Annotated in this window: 20 protein-coding genes; 9 read left to right on the forward strand and 11 right to left on the reverse strand. The window is 43.9% G+C overall.

Annotation, left to right across the window (positions count from 1 at the left end; translation table 11 throughout):
• Nucleotides 1-230 precede the first annotated feature (230 nt).
• Nucleotides 231-1,550 (reverse strand): D-serine ammonia-lyase, encoded by a 1,320-nt coding sequence (locus BLR93_RS04115; protein WP_093212350.1) that lies wholly within the window; start codon nt 1,548-1,550, stop codon nt 231-233.
• A gap of 382 nt (nt 1,551-1,932) precedes the next feature.
• Between BLR93_RS04115 and BLR93_RS04120 the strand changes: the two genes are divergently transcribed.
• From BLR93_RS04120 to BLR93_RS04135, 4 genes are all read left to right on the forward strand, one after another.
• Nucleotides 1,933-2,358, forward strand: coding sequence for a peroxiredoxin-like family protein (locus BLR93_RS04120; protein ID WP_175559234.1), 426 nt, complete (start codon nt 1,933-1,935; stop codon nt 2,356-2,358).
• Between the two features lie 243 nt (nt 2,359-2,601).
• Nucleotides 2,602-3,240 (forward strand): HAD family hydrolase, encoded by a 639-nt coding sequence (locus BLR93_RS04125; protein ID WP_245690054.1) that lies wholly within the window; start codon nt 2,602-2,604, stop codon nt 3,238-3,240.
• Nucleotides 3,241-3,344: 104 nt separating this feature from the next.
• On the forward strand, nt 3,345-3,791 hold the full coding sequence (locus BLR93_RS04130; protein ID WP_093211477.1) for a hypothetical protein: 447 nt from the start codon (nt 3,345-3,347) through the stop codon (nt 3,789-3,791).
• A gap of 221 nt (nt 3,792-4,012) precedes the next feature.
• A complete protein-coding gene (locus BLR93_RS04135; RefSeq protein WP_093211479.1) occupies nt 4,013-5,077 on the forward strand; it encodes an N-acetylmuramoyl-L-alanine amidase family protein in 1,065 nt (354 codons plus the stop codon).
• A 237-nt stretch (nt 5,078-5,314) separates the two neighbouring features.
• On the opposite strand, the gene BLR93_RS04140 is transcribed toward BLR93_RS04135, so the two are convergent.
• From BLR93_RS04140 to BLR93_RS04155, 4 genes are read right to left on the reverse strand one after another with little or no spacing between them, the layout of a single operon-like run.
• Nucleotides 5,315-5,494 carry a small acid-soluble spore protein H gene (locus BLR93_RS04140; protein WP_093211481.1) on the reverse strand — a complete coding sequence of 60 codons (180 nt, stop codon included), beginning with the start codon at nt 5,492-5,494 and terminating at the stop codon, nt 5,315-5,317.
• A 39-nt stretch (nt 5,495-5,533) separates the two neighbouring features.
• Entirely contained in the window at nt 5,534-6,670 is a 1,137-nt protein-coding gene (locus BLR93_RS04145; protein ID WP_093211483.1) for a zinc-dependent alcohol dehydrogenase, read from the reverse strand.
• Between the two features lie 24 nt (nt 6,671-6,694).
• Nucleotides 6,695-7,054 (reverse strand): spore coat protein, encoded by a 360-nt coding sequence (locus BLR93_RS04150; protein WP_093211485.1) that lies wholly within the window; start codon nt 7,052-7,054, stop codon nt 6,695-6,697.
• A 14-nt stretch (nt 7,055-7,068) separates the two neighbouring features.
• The gene (locus BLR93_RS04155; protein ID WP_093211487.1) at nt 7,069-7,275 is read right to left on the reverse strand and encodes a spore coat protein; all 207 of its coding nucleotides are present in this window, start codon (nt 7,273-7,275) and stop codon (nt 7,069-7,071) included.
• A 168-nt stretch (nt 7,276-7,443) separates the two neighbouring features.
• On the opposite strand from BLR93_RS04155, the gene BLR93_RS04160 reads away from it, so the two are divergent.
• Complete coding sequence (locus BLR93_RS04160) at nt 7,444-7,650, forward strand: hypothetical protein (protein ID WP_093211489.1); 207 nt, start codon at nt 7,444-7,446, stop codon at nt 7,648-7,650.
• Entirely contained in the window at nt 7,647-7,943 is a 297-nt protein-coding gene (locus tag BLR93_RS04165; RefSeq protein ID WP_093211491.1) for a spore coat protein, read from the forward strand. The genes BLR93_RS04160 and BLR93_RS04165 overlap by 4 nt, the downstream gene beginning before the upstream one ends.
• A gap of 55 nt (nt 7,944-7,998) precedes the next feature.
• Here the strand turns inward: BLR93_RS04165 and BLR93_RS04170 are convergent, their stop codons facing one another.
• The 4 genes from BLR93_RS04170 to BLR93_RS04185 form a co-directional block, all read right to left on the reverse strand.
• Nucleotides 7,999-9,579, reverse strand: a complete 1,581-nt coding sequence (locus tag BLR93_RS04170; RefSeq protein ID WP_093211493.1) for an FAD-dependent oxidoreductase — start codon at nt 9,577-9,579, stop codon at nt 7,999-8,001.
• A 295-nt stretch (nt 9,580-9,874) separates the two neighbouring features.
• Nucleotides 9,875-11,044, reverse strand: a complete 1,170-nt coding sequence (locus tag BLR93_RS04175; protein WP_093211495.1) for a M24 family metallopeptidase — start codon at nt 11,042-11,044, stop codon at nt 9,875-9,877.
• Nucleotides 11,045-11,062: 18 nt separating this feature from the next.
• The gene (locus BLR93_RS04180) at nt 11,063-12,040 is read right to left on the reverse strand and encodes a cyclodeaminase (RefSeq protein WP_093211497.1); all 978 of its coding nucleotides are present in this window, start codon (nt 12,038-12,040) and stop codon (nt 11,063-11,065) included.
• The gene (locus BLR93_RS04185) at nt 12,037-13,032 is read right to left on the reverse strand and encodes a pyridoxal-phosphate dependent enzyme (protein WP_093211499.1); all 996 of its coding nucleotides are present in this window, start codon (nt 13,030-13,032) and stop codon (nt 12,037-12,039) included. The genes BLR93_RS04180 and BLR93_RS04185 overlap by 4 nt, the downstream gene beginning before the upstream one ends.
• Before the next feature lie 188 nt (nt 13,033-13,220).
• Between BLR93_RS04185 and BLR93_RS04190 the strand changes: the two genes are divergently transcribed.
• Together BLR93_RS04190 and BLR93_RS04195 are read left to right on the forward strand one after the other, a co-directional pair.
• The gene (locus tag BLR93_RS04190; RefSeq protein WP_093211501.1) at nt 13,221-14,201 is read left to right on the forward strand and encodes an NAD(P)H-quinone oxidoreductase; all 981 of its coding nucleotides are present in this window, start codon (nt 13,221-13,223) and stop codon (nt 14,199-14,201) included.
• Between the two features lie 226 nt (nt 14,202-14,427).
• Nucleotides 14,428-15,444: an LLM class flavin-dependent oxidoreductase gene (locus BLR93_RS04195; RefSeq protein WP_175559235.1), complete on the forward strand. Its 1,017-nt coding sequence runs from the start codon at nt 14,428-14,430 to the stop codon at nt 15,442-15,444.
• A 76-nt stretch (nt 15,445-15,520) separates the two neighbouring features.
• Here BLR93_RS04195 and BLR93_RS04200 read toward each other — a convergent pair whose 3' ends face one another.
• Nucleotides 15,521-15,784, reverse strand: coding sequence for a DUF3006 domain-containing protein (locus BLR93_RS04200; RefSeq protein ID WP_093211505.1), 264 nt, complete (start codon nt 15,782-15,784; stop codon nt 15,521-15,523).
• Nucleotides 15,785-15,790: 6 nt separating this feature from the next.
• Entirely contained in the window at nt 15,791-17,110 is a 1,320-nt protein-coding gene (locus tag BLR93_RS04205) for an MBL fold metallo-hydrolase (RefSeq protein ID WP_093211507.1), read from the reverse strand.
• A 263-nt stretch (nt 17,111-17,373) separates the two neighbouring features.
• Here BLR93_RS04205 and BLR93_RS04210 point away from each other — a divergent pair, with 263 nt between their 5' ends.
• Complete coding sequence (locus tag BLR93_RS04210) at nt 17,374-18,903, forward strand: glycine betaine uptake BCCT transporter (RefSeq protein ID WP_093211509.1); 1,530 nt, start codon at nt 17,374-17,376, stop codon at nt 18,901-18,903.
• The last annotated feature ends 3 nt before the right edge of the window (nt 18,904-18,906 follow it).

The following is an 18,906-nucleotide window of genomic DNA, read 5'->3' on the forward strand; positions in this document are numbered from 1 at the left end:
CAGGAATTCCTCCCTATTTATCTGCCTGCTTAATGATTTCACGGAAAAGAAACCTGCAAAAATTCTTTTAAGTGTAACGGTTTTCTTGGTAATTATTCGTTAATAATCAGCAGCAATTACTTGGCCATGGAAAAACGCCCGCACATATGGGTTTACTAGTACGAGCGCTATATAATCCGCCTCTCGTCTATGGGGATAATTCTTCGATAGCCCTCAAAAGACACCATGCACTACTCGGAAAAACGCTTTCCTTTTTGGTAGATTTTTTCGCGTTCTGCTTCCGGTACAAGCGAACCTCCGGTTGACCAGGCGATATGGGTGGCACTTTTTGCTTTTTTTAATAGGCTTTGCTTCATTTTTTGTAATCGTTTGGGACCAGACAGCCCGGCAGCTGCGGAGGGTTCGACAAACAACTCCTCTGACTGTACTAACTGATAACCCAGCTGGTAAAACACTTGATCGTTTTCCGTATATATGCCGCTTACTGTGTATCTACTAATAGCAGATGCAAAGCTTGATGGCCTCCCAACTGCCAATCCATCGGCAGCGGTGCGATTATCAAGACCGAAATCCTGAACCGAAACTTGCTCATCCAAGCCTGTCAGTAGTCCGATTAAGACAGAAGGCGAATGCGTCGGCTCTACAAAAAAGCAGTGCACATGCTCACCAAATAACTGCTTCAGCCCGTACGCAATACCACCCGGTGCTCCACCGACACCGCACGGAAGATAAACAACTAGCGGATGCTGCTCATTCACGGCAATCCCCTCTGCTTCCAGCTGTTTTTGCAGTTCAGCTGCCGCTACGCTATATCCTAAAAACAAGTCCTTAGAATCTTCATCATCAATGAAATACGCAGAAGGATTTTGCAGTGTCTTCTCCCTGCCTGCAGTGATTGCTTCACTAAAGTCGCCTCGGTATTCATGAACATTGGCCCCATGTTGGCGCAGCAAATCTTTTTTCCACTGTTTGGCATCACTCGACATATGGACATCGACATGGAACCCTAAAGCTGTACCGATAATCCCGATACTGAGCGCAAGATTACCAGTAGATCCTACGCCTATCGAATGGTTGTTGAAAAACTGCCGGCTTTTTTTAGAGGCAAGAACTTGGTAATTGTCACCTTCTGTTAATAATCCTGCTTGTAATGCTAAAGTTTCGGCATGCTTCAGCACTTCATACATCCCGCCGCGGGCCTTGATCGATCCGGCTACAGGCAAAAGATGGTCACATTTTAAATAAAAATTACTTTCTTCACCAAGCACGTCTGTTAAGTAGGCATTTTTGTAGTTGTCAAGTTTACGTAAGGGGGACTCGATTATTCCGTTATTCTCTGAAAGTTCGGGGAAAAGCTTTATTAACAAAGGGGCAAACCGCTGCCATCGTTCAGCAGCTTCGGCAATATCCTTTTTATTAACCGTTTTAGAATTAAGCTGCTCTCCCTGCACTTCAGGGTTCAGCCAGTGGACCGGCTCGTATCTTCGAATCTGCTCTAATAACGGAAAGCTGTCAAGCCATTCCCTCATCGATTTTCCTGCGATCATCATATCCATTTGATACCCTCCCATTCTCTCTATTATATACATGCCTTTCGCGTCCGTTTTTTAAACTTATCTAGTATTCGTCCGGAAAATATCTTAAGTGTTATATAGAACGAAAGAGGATTTTCCCCTTCCATCTCGTATAGTATATGTATCAATGGGTTATCCGTTTGGTATTATGGCGAGTCAAACTCTATATACATCATAACAATAATAAGAAATGCTTCAAACAATCTAAACAGGAGGTGCAGATTTGATGGACTTAATATTTGAAACAGAACAAGAAGGCGTCCAAATCACCCTTGACCAACTACACCAGGAAAAGCCTGTATTGCTCGTTTTATTAAGGCATATCGGTTGACCAATCTGTCGTGAATACCTCACGCAGTTGCGTGAGCATACCACAGTCATTGAAAGCAGCAACGTATCAATTGCGGCCGTCTTACCGACCGATTCGGCCCAAATAAAACCAATTCTCGATGTATACGGTCCTTATCCGTTCCCGATTCTAGGAGACCCCGAGAGGATTGCCTATAAGCAATTGAAGTTAAAGCAAATGTCTAAAGGAAAATCTTTAAGAGCCATTTCCAGCTACTTCTTCTCAGGCCGGATCCGTACTATTTTTCCAAAAGATACAGAGCAGCGCAAAGTTATTCAAAAAGCGATGCGAAGCCAGAATGTTTTTCAACTCGGCGGCACCTGGTTGATTGATAAAACAGGCGAAATTCTCTGGTTTCATATCGATGCCGAACCGGCCGACCATGCGAAAATACAAACGATTCTTAAGGTGTTGGAAACAATTTCACAAGAGTAATCTTTTAAAGTGGAGAAAGCTTTTCAGCTGATCCACCTTTTTATTTACTGAACCAGTCCTCGCCTGGTTTCCAGCAAGCTGAGGCTTCCTTTCTTCTGTGCTGGCGAACAGGATGGCTGATTAAGCACTTTGATAATTGTTTTAGCGATCACCCCTTTTTTGTTTCGTATATTTCGGGTATAAGAAACTAAGTAGAACAAGAATCTACCCTTACAGGAACAAGCAATGAAAGGAAGTGGTGCTGTGAAAGCAATCATATTTGATTTCGATGGAACGTTAGCTAATACATTACCTGTCAATTTTTATGGGTTCCAGCAAGTGTTTAAAAAATTCGATAACAAAGAATACACAAAAGAAGAAATAAAGGAAATGTTCGGGCCGCCAGAGCCTGAACTAATTGAACAGAATTTGGCCAGCAATGAAATTGAAAAGGCCGTCGAAGTGTACTATCAAGAATATGAAGCAAACCATCATCGTTTGGTGGAGAAGAATGAAGATATCGATAACCTGCTTTCCTCCTTGAAGGAGCACGGAATCAAGCTGGGAGTGGTCACTGGAAAATCAAGGCGCAGCTTTGAAATGTCTCTCGATGAGTTGGATATGAAAAAGCATTTCGACGTACTCATCACCGGGGATGATGTCAGGGATGCCAAGCCTGAACCGGAAGGCATAAATAGCGCTTTAAGCAAACTGGACATCGATCCAGCGAATGCCATGTATATCGGTGACAGCGATGACGATATGAAAGCGGGGAAAAAGGCAAATGTCCATACTGCCGGGGCTAAGTGGCTGCCCGAATACCAGTCATCTGAATACAGCGTCAAACCTGATGCTGTTTTTACGAAGACAGAAGATTTGATTGACTATTTAGAGAAAAAATAACTGTTCTATACTTTGCCAGTTCTATCAAAGGAAGGTTCTTTGCATAATATTACCTGCTTGCGGGGAAGGCTACCTTCGACTACGAATAAAGGAGATGATTCCCCGTGAGACAACTTTTTTGGGTTGCACTGCTTGGTTTAGGTTTAGTTTACTACTTCGCTGATGCACCAAATGAACAATCCCAAGATATCCAGCAATCAGATGAACTGGCAGCGGAAAAAGTTTCTGTTGGTAAAAGCAGTGAACACGAGATTGCCGCAGGAGTTGATACAGTTTTGGCGACTTTGGAGGATTTAAATGACACGATCACTTCCTCTCCTGATGACACTGCCGAAATTAATCAGCTTGGAAAAACGTTATCCGAGGATTGGGATGTTATCGAAAAACAAGTCGAAGAAAACTTTCCTGACGACTATAAAAATATCGAAGACAGCCTCTATCCATTAATTGCTTACGCGCAAAAGGGTCAACCTGATACCAAACAGATCAAACAGCTGATTCCACAAGTAAAAGATAAGCTGACTGCTTTCAAGGAAAAGCTATCGTCTTAACACAAAACCAGGGAGAAATTCTACGATGGATTTCTTCCTTTTTTGTTTCAGTAGCTTGCTTTTACTCCTTTTCTACTCCCCTCGGTTCTACTATCTATCACCAGATTTTTTTAAAATTCAATCTACTAATCTAAAAAAATAGGTTTAAACGTTTTGCTTGCTGGGAAACATGGAGAAATACCGTAATAAAAAAGAGTTAAAGTAAGGGAAAGGAGAGTTCTATGAAGCTGCTATATTCATTGATTTCTTGTATAGCCATCCTTGCTCTATGTTTATCATGGACTGGCCCGGCATTTGCAGCAGATTCTGAAACTTATATTGTCGATGCTTCATCACTGCTGGTGAGGAGTGAGCCTTCCAGCAATGGAGAGGTGATTGGACAGTTGAACAATGGTGATAAAGTAACGGTTTTTGATAATGCCTACGGGTGGGCAAAAACTTATGTGGACGATCAAGAAGCCTGGGTAGCCTCCCAGTACCTCTATCCAGAGGAAGATAACGGGAATCTATCAACCTTACATAAAGAAAAAGAAACTGTAACTGTTGATGAAAACAGCGTACGAGTGCGGACAGGTCCAGGGAGAAACTACAGCGTCTATCAAACGGCTGATAAAGGAGAATCCTTTGAGCTGGCTGCTACAGACAAGGATTGGAATCGAGTCGTTTTGCCCGACGGCAATGATGGGTGGATTTATTCCCGATTAACCGACAAAAAGGAAGAAAGTGCAACAGTACAGCCTCTAGATGGTTACACGATTGTTTTAGATGCCGGTCACGGCGGAAAAGACCCCGGTGCCATAGGAGTAAATAATGTTTACGAAAAAGACCTGACACTGAATACTGTCAAAAAAGTACAAAACAGCTTAGAGGACAGCGGAGCGAACGTCATTTTAACAAGAGCCGACGACTCCTATCTCTCTTTGGAGAATAGAATTGCGATTAGCAATCAGGAAGAAACTGACGCCTTTATTAGCTTCCACTTCAATTCTTTTTCACTTAGTTCTGTTGGCGGTATTCATACCTTCCATTATACCGATGGTGAAGACCGCAAACTGGCACAGAGTATACAAACAGGGTTATCTGACAGGGTAAGCCTGGAGGATAAAGGAACTCTTCAAGCAGATTATCGCGTTTTGAAGAAAAACCGTGATCTCTCTGTTTTAGTAGAGTTGGGCTTCCTGTCCAACCCAGAAGAGCTGGCAACTATCCAGTCCGAAAAATATCAAAACAACGTCGCAGCAGGCATCTCGGAAGGTGTTCAACGATATTTCAATTTACAAGATTAAAAGAAATGAAGCCCTGGCTCTCAAGAGCCAGGGTTTTTTGGTTAGAATTATGGCAACAAGTCGAGCAACTTCTCGGCAAAGTAGAGCAACTCTGTCTATAAGTAGAGCGATTTTCCGGTAAAGTGGAGCGACTCTACCCAAGTAGAGCGATTTCTCGGCAAAGTGGAGCGACTCTATCCAAGTGGAGAGACTAAATAAAAACACCGCTGTCAATGCGGTGTTTTTAACGATACTATGTTACTGTTCCATCAATTCATTAACGGAAACACTTTGTTTGCTTTCCGGATTATCGAGAGGATGTACGGTAGCTTTTCCGGCATCTTGATCTACGTGTTCAATATAAACTTTTTCTCCATTGTAAGTTACTTCTATCATGTCAGCTGCCGAAGTGATTTCCTGTGCTCGTTGGGCATTCATCATATTCACCTCCTTTTTAAAATCAACTAATGAATTTTATTAAGGCTGCAGGACAACTTTAATACAATCCTCCATTTTCGTATCGAAAATTTCATAACCATATTTTGCTTCAGCCAAAGGCAAGGTATGGGTAATAATATCGCTCAGATTTACTTTGCCATTAGAAATTAAGTCATGTAAATGTGGCATATAGTGAATTACCGGTGCTTGCCCAGTCCTTATATTGACGTTGCGCTGGAATATATCACCAAAGGGAAATGCATTATATCGAGAAGCATATACACCGGTAACCTGGATGTTTCCTCCTTTTCTGACTGCCTGGCTGGCCATCACTAACGCACTCATTGAACCGCCTTGCAGCTTCAATCCGGTAGCGAGAAATTCCAAATCAGTCATCTTGCCGTCCATCCCTACACAATCAATAACGACATCTGCGCCGCCTTTGGTCATGTCATGCAGAAATGCTCCTGCATTTTCATAGTCTTCAAAATTAACGATTTCTACATGGTTTGTCCGCTTGGCATGGTTTAAACGATAACCGACGTAATCAACGGCAATCACCCGGTTTGCCCCCTTTAGCCAGGCGAACTTTTGGGCTAATAAACCGACGGGGCCACAACCGAGAATGATAACCGTATCCCCCTCTTTCATGCCAGAGTTATCAACACTCCAATAGGCAGTCGTACCAGCATCTGAAAGCAGGACTAAATTATCGTCTTCTACTTCACTGTCCTCCGGTATTTTGAAAGGAGTGAAATTCCCGTATGGGACACGCATATATTCAGCTTGTCCCCCAGGATAACCGCCGGTTGTTCCCGAATATCCAAAGTAGGCTCCCATCTCTCCATTATCATTAGCATTATCACACTGGCTTTCCAGTTGATTTTCGCAAAACCAGCATCTCCCGCAGCTCACATTAAATGGAACAACGACACGGTCGCCTTTTTTAACTTTTGTTACCTCAGGACCGACTTCTTCCACAATCCCCATCGGCTCATGGCCAATAATGTAATTTTCCTGTGTATTGGGAATCATCCCATGAATCAAGTGCAAATCAGAACCACAAATAGCAGTATTGGTTAATTTTACGATCAGATCGTCTGGCTTCTGGATACTAGGAGCCTCAACATCTTTCACAATGACATTTTTGACACCTTGATAGGTAACAGCTTTCATGATTATATTCCTCCGTTTTCACTTCTACTGCGGCGGGGTTGGGAATAACCCTTTCCGGTTATTGTTATCTGGGAAGAGCTTCAGGCCAGCAATATCTACAGCCGTTTGAGCTGCTTGCAAGTCTAGTACTTGCTGCTCGCTTACATCATACGGGTGGAACCATTTTTTCCTTACCATCATCTCTGTGATTTCTCCCTGGAAATCAATAGCTGCTTCCATTTGATTACGGATGGTAGTTCTGACCTCTGGACTAGCTGCTTCCGTCAAAGCTACGGAATAGTTTCGTACTGCTTCTTTTACTGTAATCAATAAATCGAGCGCTATCGCCGAATCTATTTGTTCAGGCATGCCGACAGCATTTATTGGATCTAAGTAATCATTCATGTTCGTCACCTCGTTTACTGTGATTTTGAATAGGGATATAGACGCTGCAATTGTTTAATATCCATTACGGACGTTTGCACGTTTTTCTCTAACATTGCCCGCAAGTCCTGGTCAAATACAATGCCTTGCATCATTTTCGCTTTTAATAAGGCGACCGTCTTTAAATTTAAAAGTTCGTGGGTATCCATTGTTTCATGGAAAGCTAAATTTTCCTGGCCCATTAACAATCCTCCTCGCGTGTTATCAAACTAACCAGTATTTTGCTACTAAAGAGTTCAACCTATGCACATAAAAGGCTAGTAACTTTGAGGGAGACCATGTGGAATAATAACAGCTCAACTAGGTAACCTAAGATAAAAGTGTTACTATTACGGATTGGGAGTGAGGACATGGCAGATCAATTAGCCCTCCATGAACGTTTAGAATTACATGAGATTTTGACATTCAAAAATCTATGCTTAACGAAAGCAGCAACAATGCATGGGTTGGTAGGTTGTGAGGAGTTAAAAGGAATACTTGAAACAGACGTCACCGAAGGAAAACAGCATGTCGAACAACTTAACCAGTTGTTAAAAAACGGGGGTATTTCATCATGACAAATATGCTGCAAAAAGTTGCTGGATTGAGTGGAATGACGGATCAGGTGATTGCTACTGATTTTTTAATTTCCACTAAGTCGGCAGTAAGAAATATGACCTTTGCGCTAACAGAAGCAGCAACACCGGAAGTGAGAGATGTTTTGCGGGGACAATTAAACTACGCGATCGAAGCCCATGAAAAAATCAGTCAATATATGATGGAAAAAGGCTATTATCACCCCAGTGATTTAGATGAACAATTAACCGTTGACTTAAAAGCATCAAAAGCAGCATTAAAATTGGCTGACTAATAAGCAAAGGAGAACATTGGCAATGTTCTCCTTTGCTTATTTTTATACTGGCCTGCTAATAACCGGAATCCTCTGATGTTATGTTATCGAGAAATGTATGTTCGTCCCGCTGTAACGGCTTTTCTGCCGGCCCTTCGACCACTTCCCCTGTATAGGAAAACCGCGAGCCGTGGCACGGGCAGTCCCAGGTTCGATCGCCATGGTTCCAATTAACTTCACAACCCATATGGGTGCATGTTGTATCAACAATATACACCTTCCCCTGTTTATCCCGATAAGCCCCTTTACGCTTCCCTTCAATGGTGACAGGAGCCCCCTGGTCCTCTGATAAGTCATGGATACGCTGGACAGGCAAATCCAGCTTCCCTTTTATCAAATGCTTGGCAACATCTGCATTTTCTTTTATAAACTCTTTCACACTTGGGTCCCCGATAAACCGGGAAGGAGTGTACAAATCCTTGTACGGATTGTCCCTCTCTAACACGATGTCGCTCAATAGCTTTGCGGCAACAGTCCCACTCGACATTCCCCATTTTCTAAAACCTGTAGCTACCAGAACCTTCTGCTGTGTCGATGTAATGGCACCTATATACGGCATTTTATCTAATGTAGTCAGATCCTGGGCAGACCAGCGATACATAATTTCCTTTGTATGGAACACTTTCTGGCTGAATGCTTCTAACGCCTTATAGTGTTCAAGCGTATCCTTCCCCTGCCCGGTCTTATGGCCTTCCCCAGCTATAAGTACAATATTCTCCCCATCCCCCGCTGCCGAACGAAGGGAACGGCTTGGTTGGTCCACACTAAGGTACATCCCTCCTGGATAATCCTCTTCCGTCTTTACCGCAAGAAGGTATGACCGATCTGCATACATTCTTGTTGAGTATAACCCTGTTCCTTCATAAAAAGGGAAGTGGGAACAAGCAAGAATATAATCTGCTGTAACACGCTTTCCTTCCCTAGTTAAGACCACTGCTCCTTGCTCATTTTCTTCTACATTTACCGCAGTCGTATTTTCAAATATGAGCCCGCCAGCTTTCTTGATTAAATGTACGAGATGCGTTAAATATTTAAGCGGGTGAAACTGGGCTTGATTTTTCATATGCAGCGCGTTTTCAATTTCTATATTAAAAGGAATTTCTTCTTTCAGCTCGCTGTCGATGCCGAGCTCCTGGTATGCTTGATATTCCTTTTCCAATTCACGGGCATACTTTTCTGAAGTCGCATATAATACGGCATCTTGTTCGGTAAAATTACAATCGATTGCAAGCTCGTTTACCATTTTCTTAATAAAATTCAAGGCCTCCGTATTTGCCTGATAATACAATCTTGCTTTTTCTTTGCCAAAATGATTAATAAATTCATCATATATTAAATCGTGCTGTGCGGTTATTTTGGCGGTAGTGTGGCCAGTAGTGCCATTCAACAACTTACCAGCTTCCAGCACAGCCACTTTCACCCCTTCTTTTAGTAATAGATAGGCAGCTGTAATGCCGGTGATACCACCTCCGACAATGACGACGTCTACTTCCAGATCGTCTTTCAATGAGCCAAACTGCGGTATTTCTATATTGTCCAGCCAGTATGGTTCAGGGAAAGTCGGCAGTCTTCCTTCATTTCCATTTTCTTTTGTCACTAATATCCCTCCAAATAGTAAACATTCTTTCTAATATTGTTTACGTGATTAGAGGTATCCATACCAAATTTTCACAAAGCCGATCACCGCACTTATTACCAAGGATAATGCATCAAAAAACCGCCAACTTTGGCGGCTATTTTTACTTCCCGGAAACATTAAGGTTAATTTCATCTTTTGCAGATAACTATCGACTTATCATCACTTCACATCTATCTGCTTTCTAAATAATTCCGCTTCAACCAGGACAATGCCAGTACAGCTAGCTTGAAAATAGGTTGGTAGCCATGACTATTTACTTCACAAACAACTTTCTTGGAAAATCGGTCAACGCTATGCAGCCTGTTTCGGTCACTTGGAAGGTCTCACTTATTTCTACGCCATAGTCATCAAACCAAATACCGGGAATTATATGAAAAGTCATATTAGGCCGGAGGATTGTTTTATCGCCGCGTCTTATGCTGGCTGTATGCTCTCCCCAGTCGGGCGGATAGCTTAAACCAACGGAATAGCCGATGCGCGAGTCCTTAAAAAAGCCATGCCTGGCAATCGACTTACGCCAGACTTCTTCGATTTCTTCACAAGTGACGCCTGGTTTAACAGCTGCCAATGCCTCATTTAAACCCTCGACAACAACGGAAGAAAGATTTTTCACTTTGTCTGTCGGAGAGCCGAGCACCAATGTTCGCGCTAATGGTGCGTGATAGCGTTGAAAGCAGCCGGCCAGCTCGACGATCACTATGTCATTGTCTTGGTATGGACGGTCAGACCAGGTAATATGCGGCGAAGAGGTGCGGGTTCCAGCAGGAAGCAGGGGAACAATTGCTGGATAATCGCCGCCATAACTGGCAGTACCACTGATTTGGGCATGGTAAATATCAGCGACAGCATCGTTTTCCCGGCGGCCGGAATCAATCGCATCCATGGCTGTCTTCATTGCATGGCCGGCAATAACAGCCGCTCTTTTCATATAACCGATTTCTTTATCAGATTTAATCATGCGCAAATAATTGACTAACAGCGTCGCATCAACAAACTCGGCATTTGGAATGCCTTTTTCCAACTGTTTTAATGCCTTAGCGGTAAAATAATAGTTTTCCAATTCGACACCTATGCGGCAGCCGCCCTTGCCGATTTTATCCAACAAACGCGCAATAGCATCCATTGGGTGCTGTATCGGCGATTGTATGTAATCATCATTATAAAAGAGAATATGCTGGTGCTGGAGCCAAGTTGTTTCCTTTGCAGCATTCGCATCCTGCTTGCGGCCGATCCAGCGCGGTTCTTCCTCTTCCGGCAAAATGACGACCATTTGGTGAACATAAAATGACCATGCATTATACCCGGTCAGGTAATTCATGTTGGAAGGATTGGTGATTAACAATACCTCGATACCTTCGACAGCCATCTGTTCTTTCGTCCGCCTTAAACGCTCCTTGTATTCTTCGGTGGTAAACATGGCCATGCCCCCTGCTTCTATTTTTTAAAAAGTGGTACCAGCTCTGTGCTTAACAAGTGCATCATAGGCATAAACAGCGATCATTGTATCCTGGACACCAGTTCCGGTTAAATCGCAAATAGTGATTTCTGACTCATTTAATCTGCCAGATTCCTGTCCTGAGATTATTGCTCCCAGTTCGCTAACCTCCGAATCGTCCGTCATCATCCCAGAGGCATACGCATGGTGCAACTCGCCGAGACGAAGACACTGCTGCTTGCTGTCACAAACAATCTTGTCAGCCGCTTGAAAACATTGTACTTCCAATTCGTTTTTATGCTCGGCATCAGCCCCCATCGCCGTGATATGCAAGCCGGGATGAATCCAGTCTGCCTTAATGACAGGTGTTTCGGACGGTGTCGTACTAATGACAAGTTCACTTTGCCGGACCACTTGTTCTGCAGTTGAACAAGCAACAATTTCACCTTGAAAGATCCCGGAGACATCGTCGATATATGTTTTTACATGCTCCTGGTTACGGCCAAACACAAGCAAGCGGGTGAATGAACGCACAAAATGGAGTGCTTCAATCTGGCAGCGGGCCTGGCTTCCGGTCCCGATAACGCCGACAGTATCTACTGTTTCCTGACTTAAATAGCTAGCGGCAATAGCTCCGGCAGCAGCTGTACGCAGGTGGGTAAGATAGCCGTTATCAAGCATCACTGCCCGCGGGACACCTGTTTCGCTGCTAAACAGCAGCATCATTCCGTTTCCACTCGGCAGCCCCTGTAAATGATTATCGAAAAATCCAGTCGACATTTTAACAGCAAATTTATCCACCCCTTTCACATAAGCAGATTTTATATCAATTTCGCCGTTGCTTTCCGGAAAATCGATGCGCATGATTGGCGGCATTACTACCTGGCTATCTTGTAAACTGGAAAAACCCTTCTCTATTGTGGTTAATACTTGCGGCTGCAACTGCACATACTGGCGGATTTCCGACTCGGTGAACAAAATCATTTGTACACCACCTCCCAGGCTTGACAGAACTGCAGCCAATCAATATTACTGCCGCTGACAATCACAGCTGCAGTTGACTGGGGATGTTGAGGTGTAACCTCCCTTTTCCCCGCCAATAAGGCAGCGATACCGGCCGCTCCAGCCCCTTCGGCAACAATTCGTTCATTATTTAGTAAGTATTCCATACCATGGACAACCTCCTCCTCCGACAAGAGTACGAGTTTATCCATATAAGTACGAACTATGGAAAAAGTATGCCGGTTATTCAGATTAATTCCCCCCAACAGGCTGTCTGCCAAGGTTTCTTTTTCCGGAATTTCAACTGGCTGTCCTGCCAGCAGGCTCTCGTTCATCGCTGAAGCACCCTCAATCGACACACCGGTAATATTAACTGTCGGCTTCAATTGTTTTAGTGTATAAGCTAACCCTGATAATAGCCCTCCTCCTGATAGCGGGATAACAACCTCTTCCAGATTAGGCAAATCCTCAAGCAGCTCCAGAGCAATCGTACCCTGGCCTGCAATAATATCGATATCATCAAACGGCGGGATGATGGTGAAACCCTCTATTTTTTGTAACTGATGGGATCTTTCTGCTGCAGCATCCTGCCCCTCGCCGACGATTTCAATGGTTGCATCTAATTGTTTCAATGCTGCCAATTTGGACTTGGGTACACGGCTGGAAATGCAAATGACTGCCTTTATACCTAATTGGCGTGCAATGAAGGCAACAGCCAGGCCATGATTTCCTGTCGAATAGGTTGTTACTCCGCAATTTCGCTCTTTATCGGTAAGCTGCAGCATTTTATTGGCTGCCCCTCTAATTTTAAAAGAGCCGACCTCATTTAATGTTTCCAGTTTCAAATACGTATTGATTCCCAATTGTTCAGACATAACTGCAGTTTTTATAAGAGGTGTTTTTTTCACAAGGCTTGAGATACGGCTATGAGCCGACCGAATATCACTTAACGCTAGCGTTCGCTGTTCTTCCATCAAAGTTCCCCTTCCTGCAGACTAAAAAAAGAGTATTTCTACATTTATATAACAGTGGCCAGGCATGTATGCGAGCGAATTACCGTTGGACAATAGCGATTTAATCCTTTCTTTTTGCCAGGCAGGCTGTGATAGGATAATAATAAGATAGTAAATAGTTATCAAAATGATAAAAAAGGAGTCTTCGTATGAAAGCTATTGTTGTCAATCAGCCAGGCGGAGCTGACCAATTGCAAGTGTGCGAACGGGAGAAACCGGAACCAAAGCCCGGAGAATTGTTGATAAAGGTCAAAGCTGCTGCCATTAACCGGACAGACATAATCAACCGTGAAGCAAAATCTGGTTATCTTGATTTACCGATTTTAGGAATCGAGGTAGCTGGAATTGTGGAAGTAGCCAATACAGATACCAAAATCCCAGCAGGCACCCGTGTGATGGGGCTGGTTAATGGTGGAGGATATGCCGAATATGCGGTCATGCCCGCCGATCGGGCGATGGTTATACCAGACAGCCTTTCCTACAAACAGGCTGCAGCAATTCCGGAAGTATTTTTGACGGCCTATCAAACATTATTTTGGCTAGGCGAACTGAAGGAAAATGAAACAGCACTTATTCATGCGGGCGGAAGCGGCGTAGGAACAGCCGCCATCCAATTAGCCAAACAGCTTGCAGGTGCACGGGTGATTACTACTGCTGGCTCACAGGAAAAACTGGATTTTTGCCGGTCATTAGGTGCCGATGTCGAAATCAATTATAAAGAACAGGACTTTGATGAAAAAGTATTAGAAGCCACCAACGGCCAAGGGGCTGCAGTGATTCTTGATTTTATAGGCGCCTCTTATTACCGGAAAAACCTTGCCAGCCTTCAGGTAGACGGACGTTGGGTCTTAATTGGTTTATTAGGCGGGGCCCAGCTGGAAAATATCAATTTAATGGATTTAATGATGAAACGGGTCCAATTGAAAGCAACGTTGCTTACCCCTCGGACAGATCAGTATAAAGCAGCGTTGACTGCTGATTTTGCTGGCAGAGCCTTGCCATTATTTGAGCAAAACAAATTAAAGCCAGTAATCGACACTGTTTTCGCTATGGGAGACATACAGCAGGCCCATCAGCGCATGGAAAGCAATCAGAATATCGGAAAAATCATCTTAAATATGGATGAATAACAAGAGCTGAACGAATACCTTAGGATATGTATTCGTTCAGCTCTCTTGTTGTGTTTACTACAATAGTAGAGCAACTCTAATCTAAATAGATCAATAATATGGCAAAGAAGAGCAACACGCCATGGCCACGAGAACAGTAACTGGGCACTAAACAAATCATTGGACGCTGTTTTTTATTAGTCGTATCATTTAATGGCAGTGACGAAACGACAAGGAGTGATGGATCATGAGTAACAATCAAGCAAAGCTTTTTCAAAATATTCCTTTATCTGTACTTGACCTAGCCCCGATTAATGAGGGAAGCGATGCAGGTCAATCTTATAAGAACAGCGCCGAATTAGCCCAACATGTAGAAAAATGGGGCTTCAACAGGTATTGGCTGGCTGAACACCATAACATGCCAGGGATAGCCAGTTCAGCTACCTCTGTCGTTATTGGCCACATTGCTGGTGCGACCGAACGGATCAGGGTCGGCTCAGGCGGAGTAATGCTGCCTAACCATGCAAGTTTAGTTATCGCTGAACAATTCGGCACACTCGAATCTTTGTATCCGGGACGTATAGATCTTGGGCTCGGCCGTGCTCCAGGAAGCGATCAGGCTACCGCCTACGCATTGCGCCGTACATTAAATACAACACCTGAAGACTTTCCACAACAAGTGGAAGAACTGCAAGCCTACTTTGATGAAAAGTCGCCCGCACGTGTCCGCGCCTATCCCGGGACAGGACTTAATATACCAATCTGGCTGCTTGGCTCTAGTGGTTTCAGTGCTCGGCTGTCCGCTCAAAAGGGGCTGCCATTTTCGTTCGCCAGTCACTTTTCACCGGATTACACGTTGCCGGCTTTGCAGATTTACCGGGATAACTTTCAGCCTTCACAGGCGCTGGACCAGCCCTATGCCATGCTTGGCGTCAATATAGTCGCAGCCGATACAGATGAAAAGGCCCAATGGCTGGCAACATCTCAGCAGCAGCAGTTCCTGAGCATTACCAGAGGACAACCTGCACGGCTGCAGCCTCCAATTGATAACATAGATGACGTGTGGGCTCCTCATGAAAAAGCCGCTGTGGAGAAGACGCTTAACTCACCAGCGTCGATTATCGGCAGCCCCGAAACGGTCAAACAGAAGCTTGAAGCATTTATTGAGCAAACAGAGGCAGACGAATTGATTATTAACTCACAGATTTTCCACCAAGAAAATCGTCTTCGATCCTACGAAATTATCAGTGAACTAATGAAGTAAACTCGATTTCAATGCACCTTGACAATCAGAAAAACGGTCTGAGATGAGCTTTCATCCAGGCCGTTTTTGTCTGCAGTCACTTTCGCTTAAACATGCTTCCTTTGCTTTTGGCACGTACTCGATTTATAAGTGCTTCTGATTTCTCCTGCTCGTTTTTAGTCGTTTCCTTATCCAGTTTTACGGCTGTTACTTGATTATCTTCAATAGTCACCTCTAGCCAATCATGAACACTGCTTCCTTTAGGCAGCAGTTCTTTCGAAACAACAAATTCCCTGCCCGTCCCTTCCACAAGAATGACAGCATGTTTTCCGTCTTCTATTCTATCCAATACACCTTTCATCTTTGATCACTCTCCTATGCAAGCTATTCCCTGGGCATGGATATCGTCCATTCTCGATGGTCCAATGCCCTTTATTTTGGTCAAATCGTCCACCGACTGATATGGCCTGAGATCAATTAAATCCTGTGCTCGTTCCGGACCTATGTGTTTAATCTCCTGAACTTCTTCGACATTGGCTTCGTTTATATTTACACACTGGCCGGCAGAGGTTTCCTGCTTTGTATCTGTAGACTCATTATTTGCTGCATCCTCGTTTTCTGTCCCTGATTTACTTTCACTTCCCGGCGTGATATTGCCATCTTCTTTCGTTGTTACCTGGTAGGCTACACCATCTGTTGTTACAATAATAGTTCCATGAATGGTCGTACCATATATTTCTGTCCCATAAGCATTTAGCCGGTTAATCACTTCTTCGTGAGGGTGCCCATACTGATTGTCGGTGCCTGAACTGTAGATGGCCACTGCTGGGGAAACCTTCTCCAGAAATGCCTTGCTGGTTGATGTACTTGAACCATGGTGCCCAAGCTGTAAAATATCAGCATCCAAGCCGGCACCTCTGTTTATCATTTCCTGCTCCTGGACAGTTTCCGCATCACCAGTAAATACAAACGCAATGTCTCCATAGGTGAGTTTCAGGGAAATCGACTCTTGATTAGCATTGCCGGAAATTGCTGATGGGTATAAAACATCAATGGTCAACTGGCCGATATCATATACATCCCCGGCTCTCGGCTCATCATAATCGACACCATTTGCTTCAATTGCCTCCATCACCCGCTGGAATGTTTGGGAAGTACTTGCATTTCCAGACATCCATACTTCCCCTACATCCACTTGTTCGATTACCTTATCCAACTGACCGATATGATCGGCGTCTGGATGGGTGCCCACGACAATATCAAGCTGTTGTATGTCTTGCGCTGCTAAGTAGTTGACGACATTGCTGCTATTCCAGTTTCCGGCATCAATAAGCATCGCATAGACGCCAAATTCGACTAGCGCTGCATCCGCCTGGCCGACATCGATATAATGAACCTTCAGCTCTGGCAGCGGTTCGTCAAGCGAATTGTCAGTGACGGCAGTTTCTTCCCTCTCCTCACTAATTTCTTCTGCTCCACTCTTGTCTGCCTCTGCACGATTAAGGGACCCAGAAGCCTCTGCTTGTTCTTTTTCCTGCTTTTCCTGCCCATACTCGCTAACTTCACTGTCTTCCTGTCCATTTCCGCTAGTGTTCTGCTCAGTACCAGAAGTTTCCGTTCCATTGGTACCACAGGCACTGAATACAAATAAAAATATGCTTAATAATAGCGATAATTGCTTTTTCATGCCTATTCACTCCTTAAAATTACATTTTACCATATTGTTCGTTTGCAAAAATGCAAATTTCGCTACAACCAAGCGGTGTAAATAGCATTTCTATTTTCCAACATCTAAGTGTTAAGAGTTACTTTGCGAAAATAGTTCCAGCTATCAACGTTTCGGTTCTTGTAACAAGGGTACAGGTTTATAAGTGTCTTCAACTTCTATGACAAGTCAGTACTTACAGCAAGTCGATACACTAATGAATCGGAAAGGAGACGATAAAGGAAATGCTGAAAAATTTCTCTCCGGTGTTTAAAATATCCGCCGGAATCATGTTATTACTAGTAATTATAGGAGTTTCATGGCCGGATGGACTCGAAACTGCCACCACTAACATTCAAGCATTTATAGCTAATAAATTTGGTTGGTACTACTTAATTGTTGTTACACTGTTCGTCATGGTTTGTTTATTCTTACTCATTAGTCCTGTCGGTAGAATAAAGCTGGGAAAATCAGATGATAAGCCGGAATTTTCCAGACCGACTTGGATTGCAATGTTGTTTAGTGCCGGCATGGGGATAGGCTTGGTATTCTGGGGGACAGCGGAACCGATCAGCCACTATGCGGTCAACTCACCAACAGGAGAAGCAGGGACAGAGCAAGGAATCAAAGACGCCATGCGCTTTACGTACTTCCACTGGGGTATCCACGCTTGGGCGATATACGGGATTGTTGCTCTAGTCCTGGCGTATTTTAATTTCCGTCACAGTAAAAAAGGACTAATCAGCGCCACCTTACAGCCACTCATTGGAAATAAATCAGAAGGAAATACCGGAAAAGTGATTGATATTCTGGCGGTCATCGCGACCGTAATGGGGGTAGCCACTACCCTTGGTTTTGGAGCGGTCCAAATAAATGGCGGGTTGTCTTATTTATACGGGATACCCGTAAATATTGTGATGCAATTCATCATTGTTTCCATCGTTACAGTATTATTCATGATTTCGGCATGGACCGGATTAAGTAAAGGTATTAGAATCCTTAGTAACGCCAATATGGTGTTAGCTGTCATTTTATTCGGGTTGATATTCGTAATGGGGCCTACCATGTTCGTACTCAACCTGTTTACCAATACGCTGGGAACATATGTACAAAACCTTCCGGCAATGAGTTTCCGGATTGCACCGCTGGATCCTAATGTCAGGCAGTGGATCAACGATTGGACCATCTTCTACTGGGCGTGGTGGATTGCCTGGTCGCCATTTGTCGGTATTTTCATTGCCCGTGTTTCGCGCGGTCGCAGCATTAGAGAATTCGTATTTACTGTATTGCTTGTTCCATCGGTGATTGGATTTTTATGGTTTGCCACTTTTGGCGGAACGGCAATCTCTTTAGAACACAATGCGATAGCGACTATTTCCACGTTAGCGACCGAGGAATCCTTATTTGGCGTTTTCTCTAATTTCCCGCTAGGTATGGTTGCTTCTGTGGTAGCAATGGTTCTAATAGGGACATTTTTTATTACTTCCGCAGATTCAGGTACTTTCGTGTTAGGAATGATGACTACTGGAGGATCACAAAATCCCGGGCACACTATTAAGCTTACCTGGGGCGTATTACTTTCAGCTACTGCGCTTGCTTTGCTATATACCGGGGGCCTTCAGGCTCTGCAAAATACGATGATTATCGCGGCCCTGCCATTCTCGATTATTATGCTGATGATGACTGTCAGCTTCGTCAAATCACTCTATCGGGAAGCTAGGGAACTAGGCGTCGGCCGCTTTAATCCGCCGAAAAAAAACAAAGACCGAAAATAAAAA

Source organism: Sediminibacillus albus, from assembly GCF_900101125.1.
In the GTDB taxonomy this organism is placed as follows: domain Bacteria; phylum Bacillota; class Bacilli; order Bacillales; family Amphibacillaceae; genus Sediminibacillus; species Sediminibacillus albus.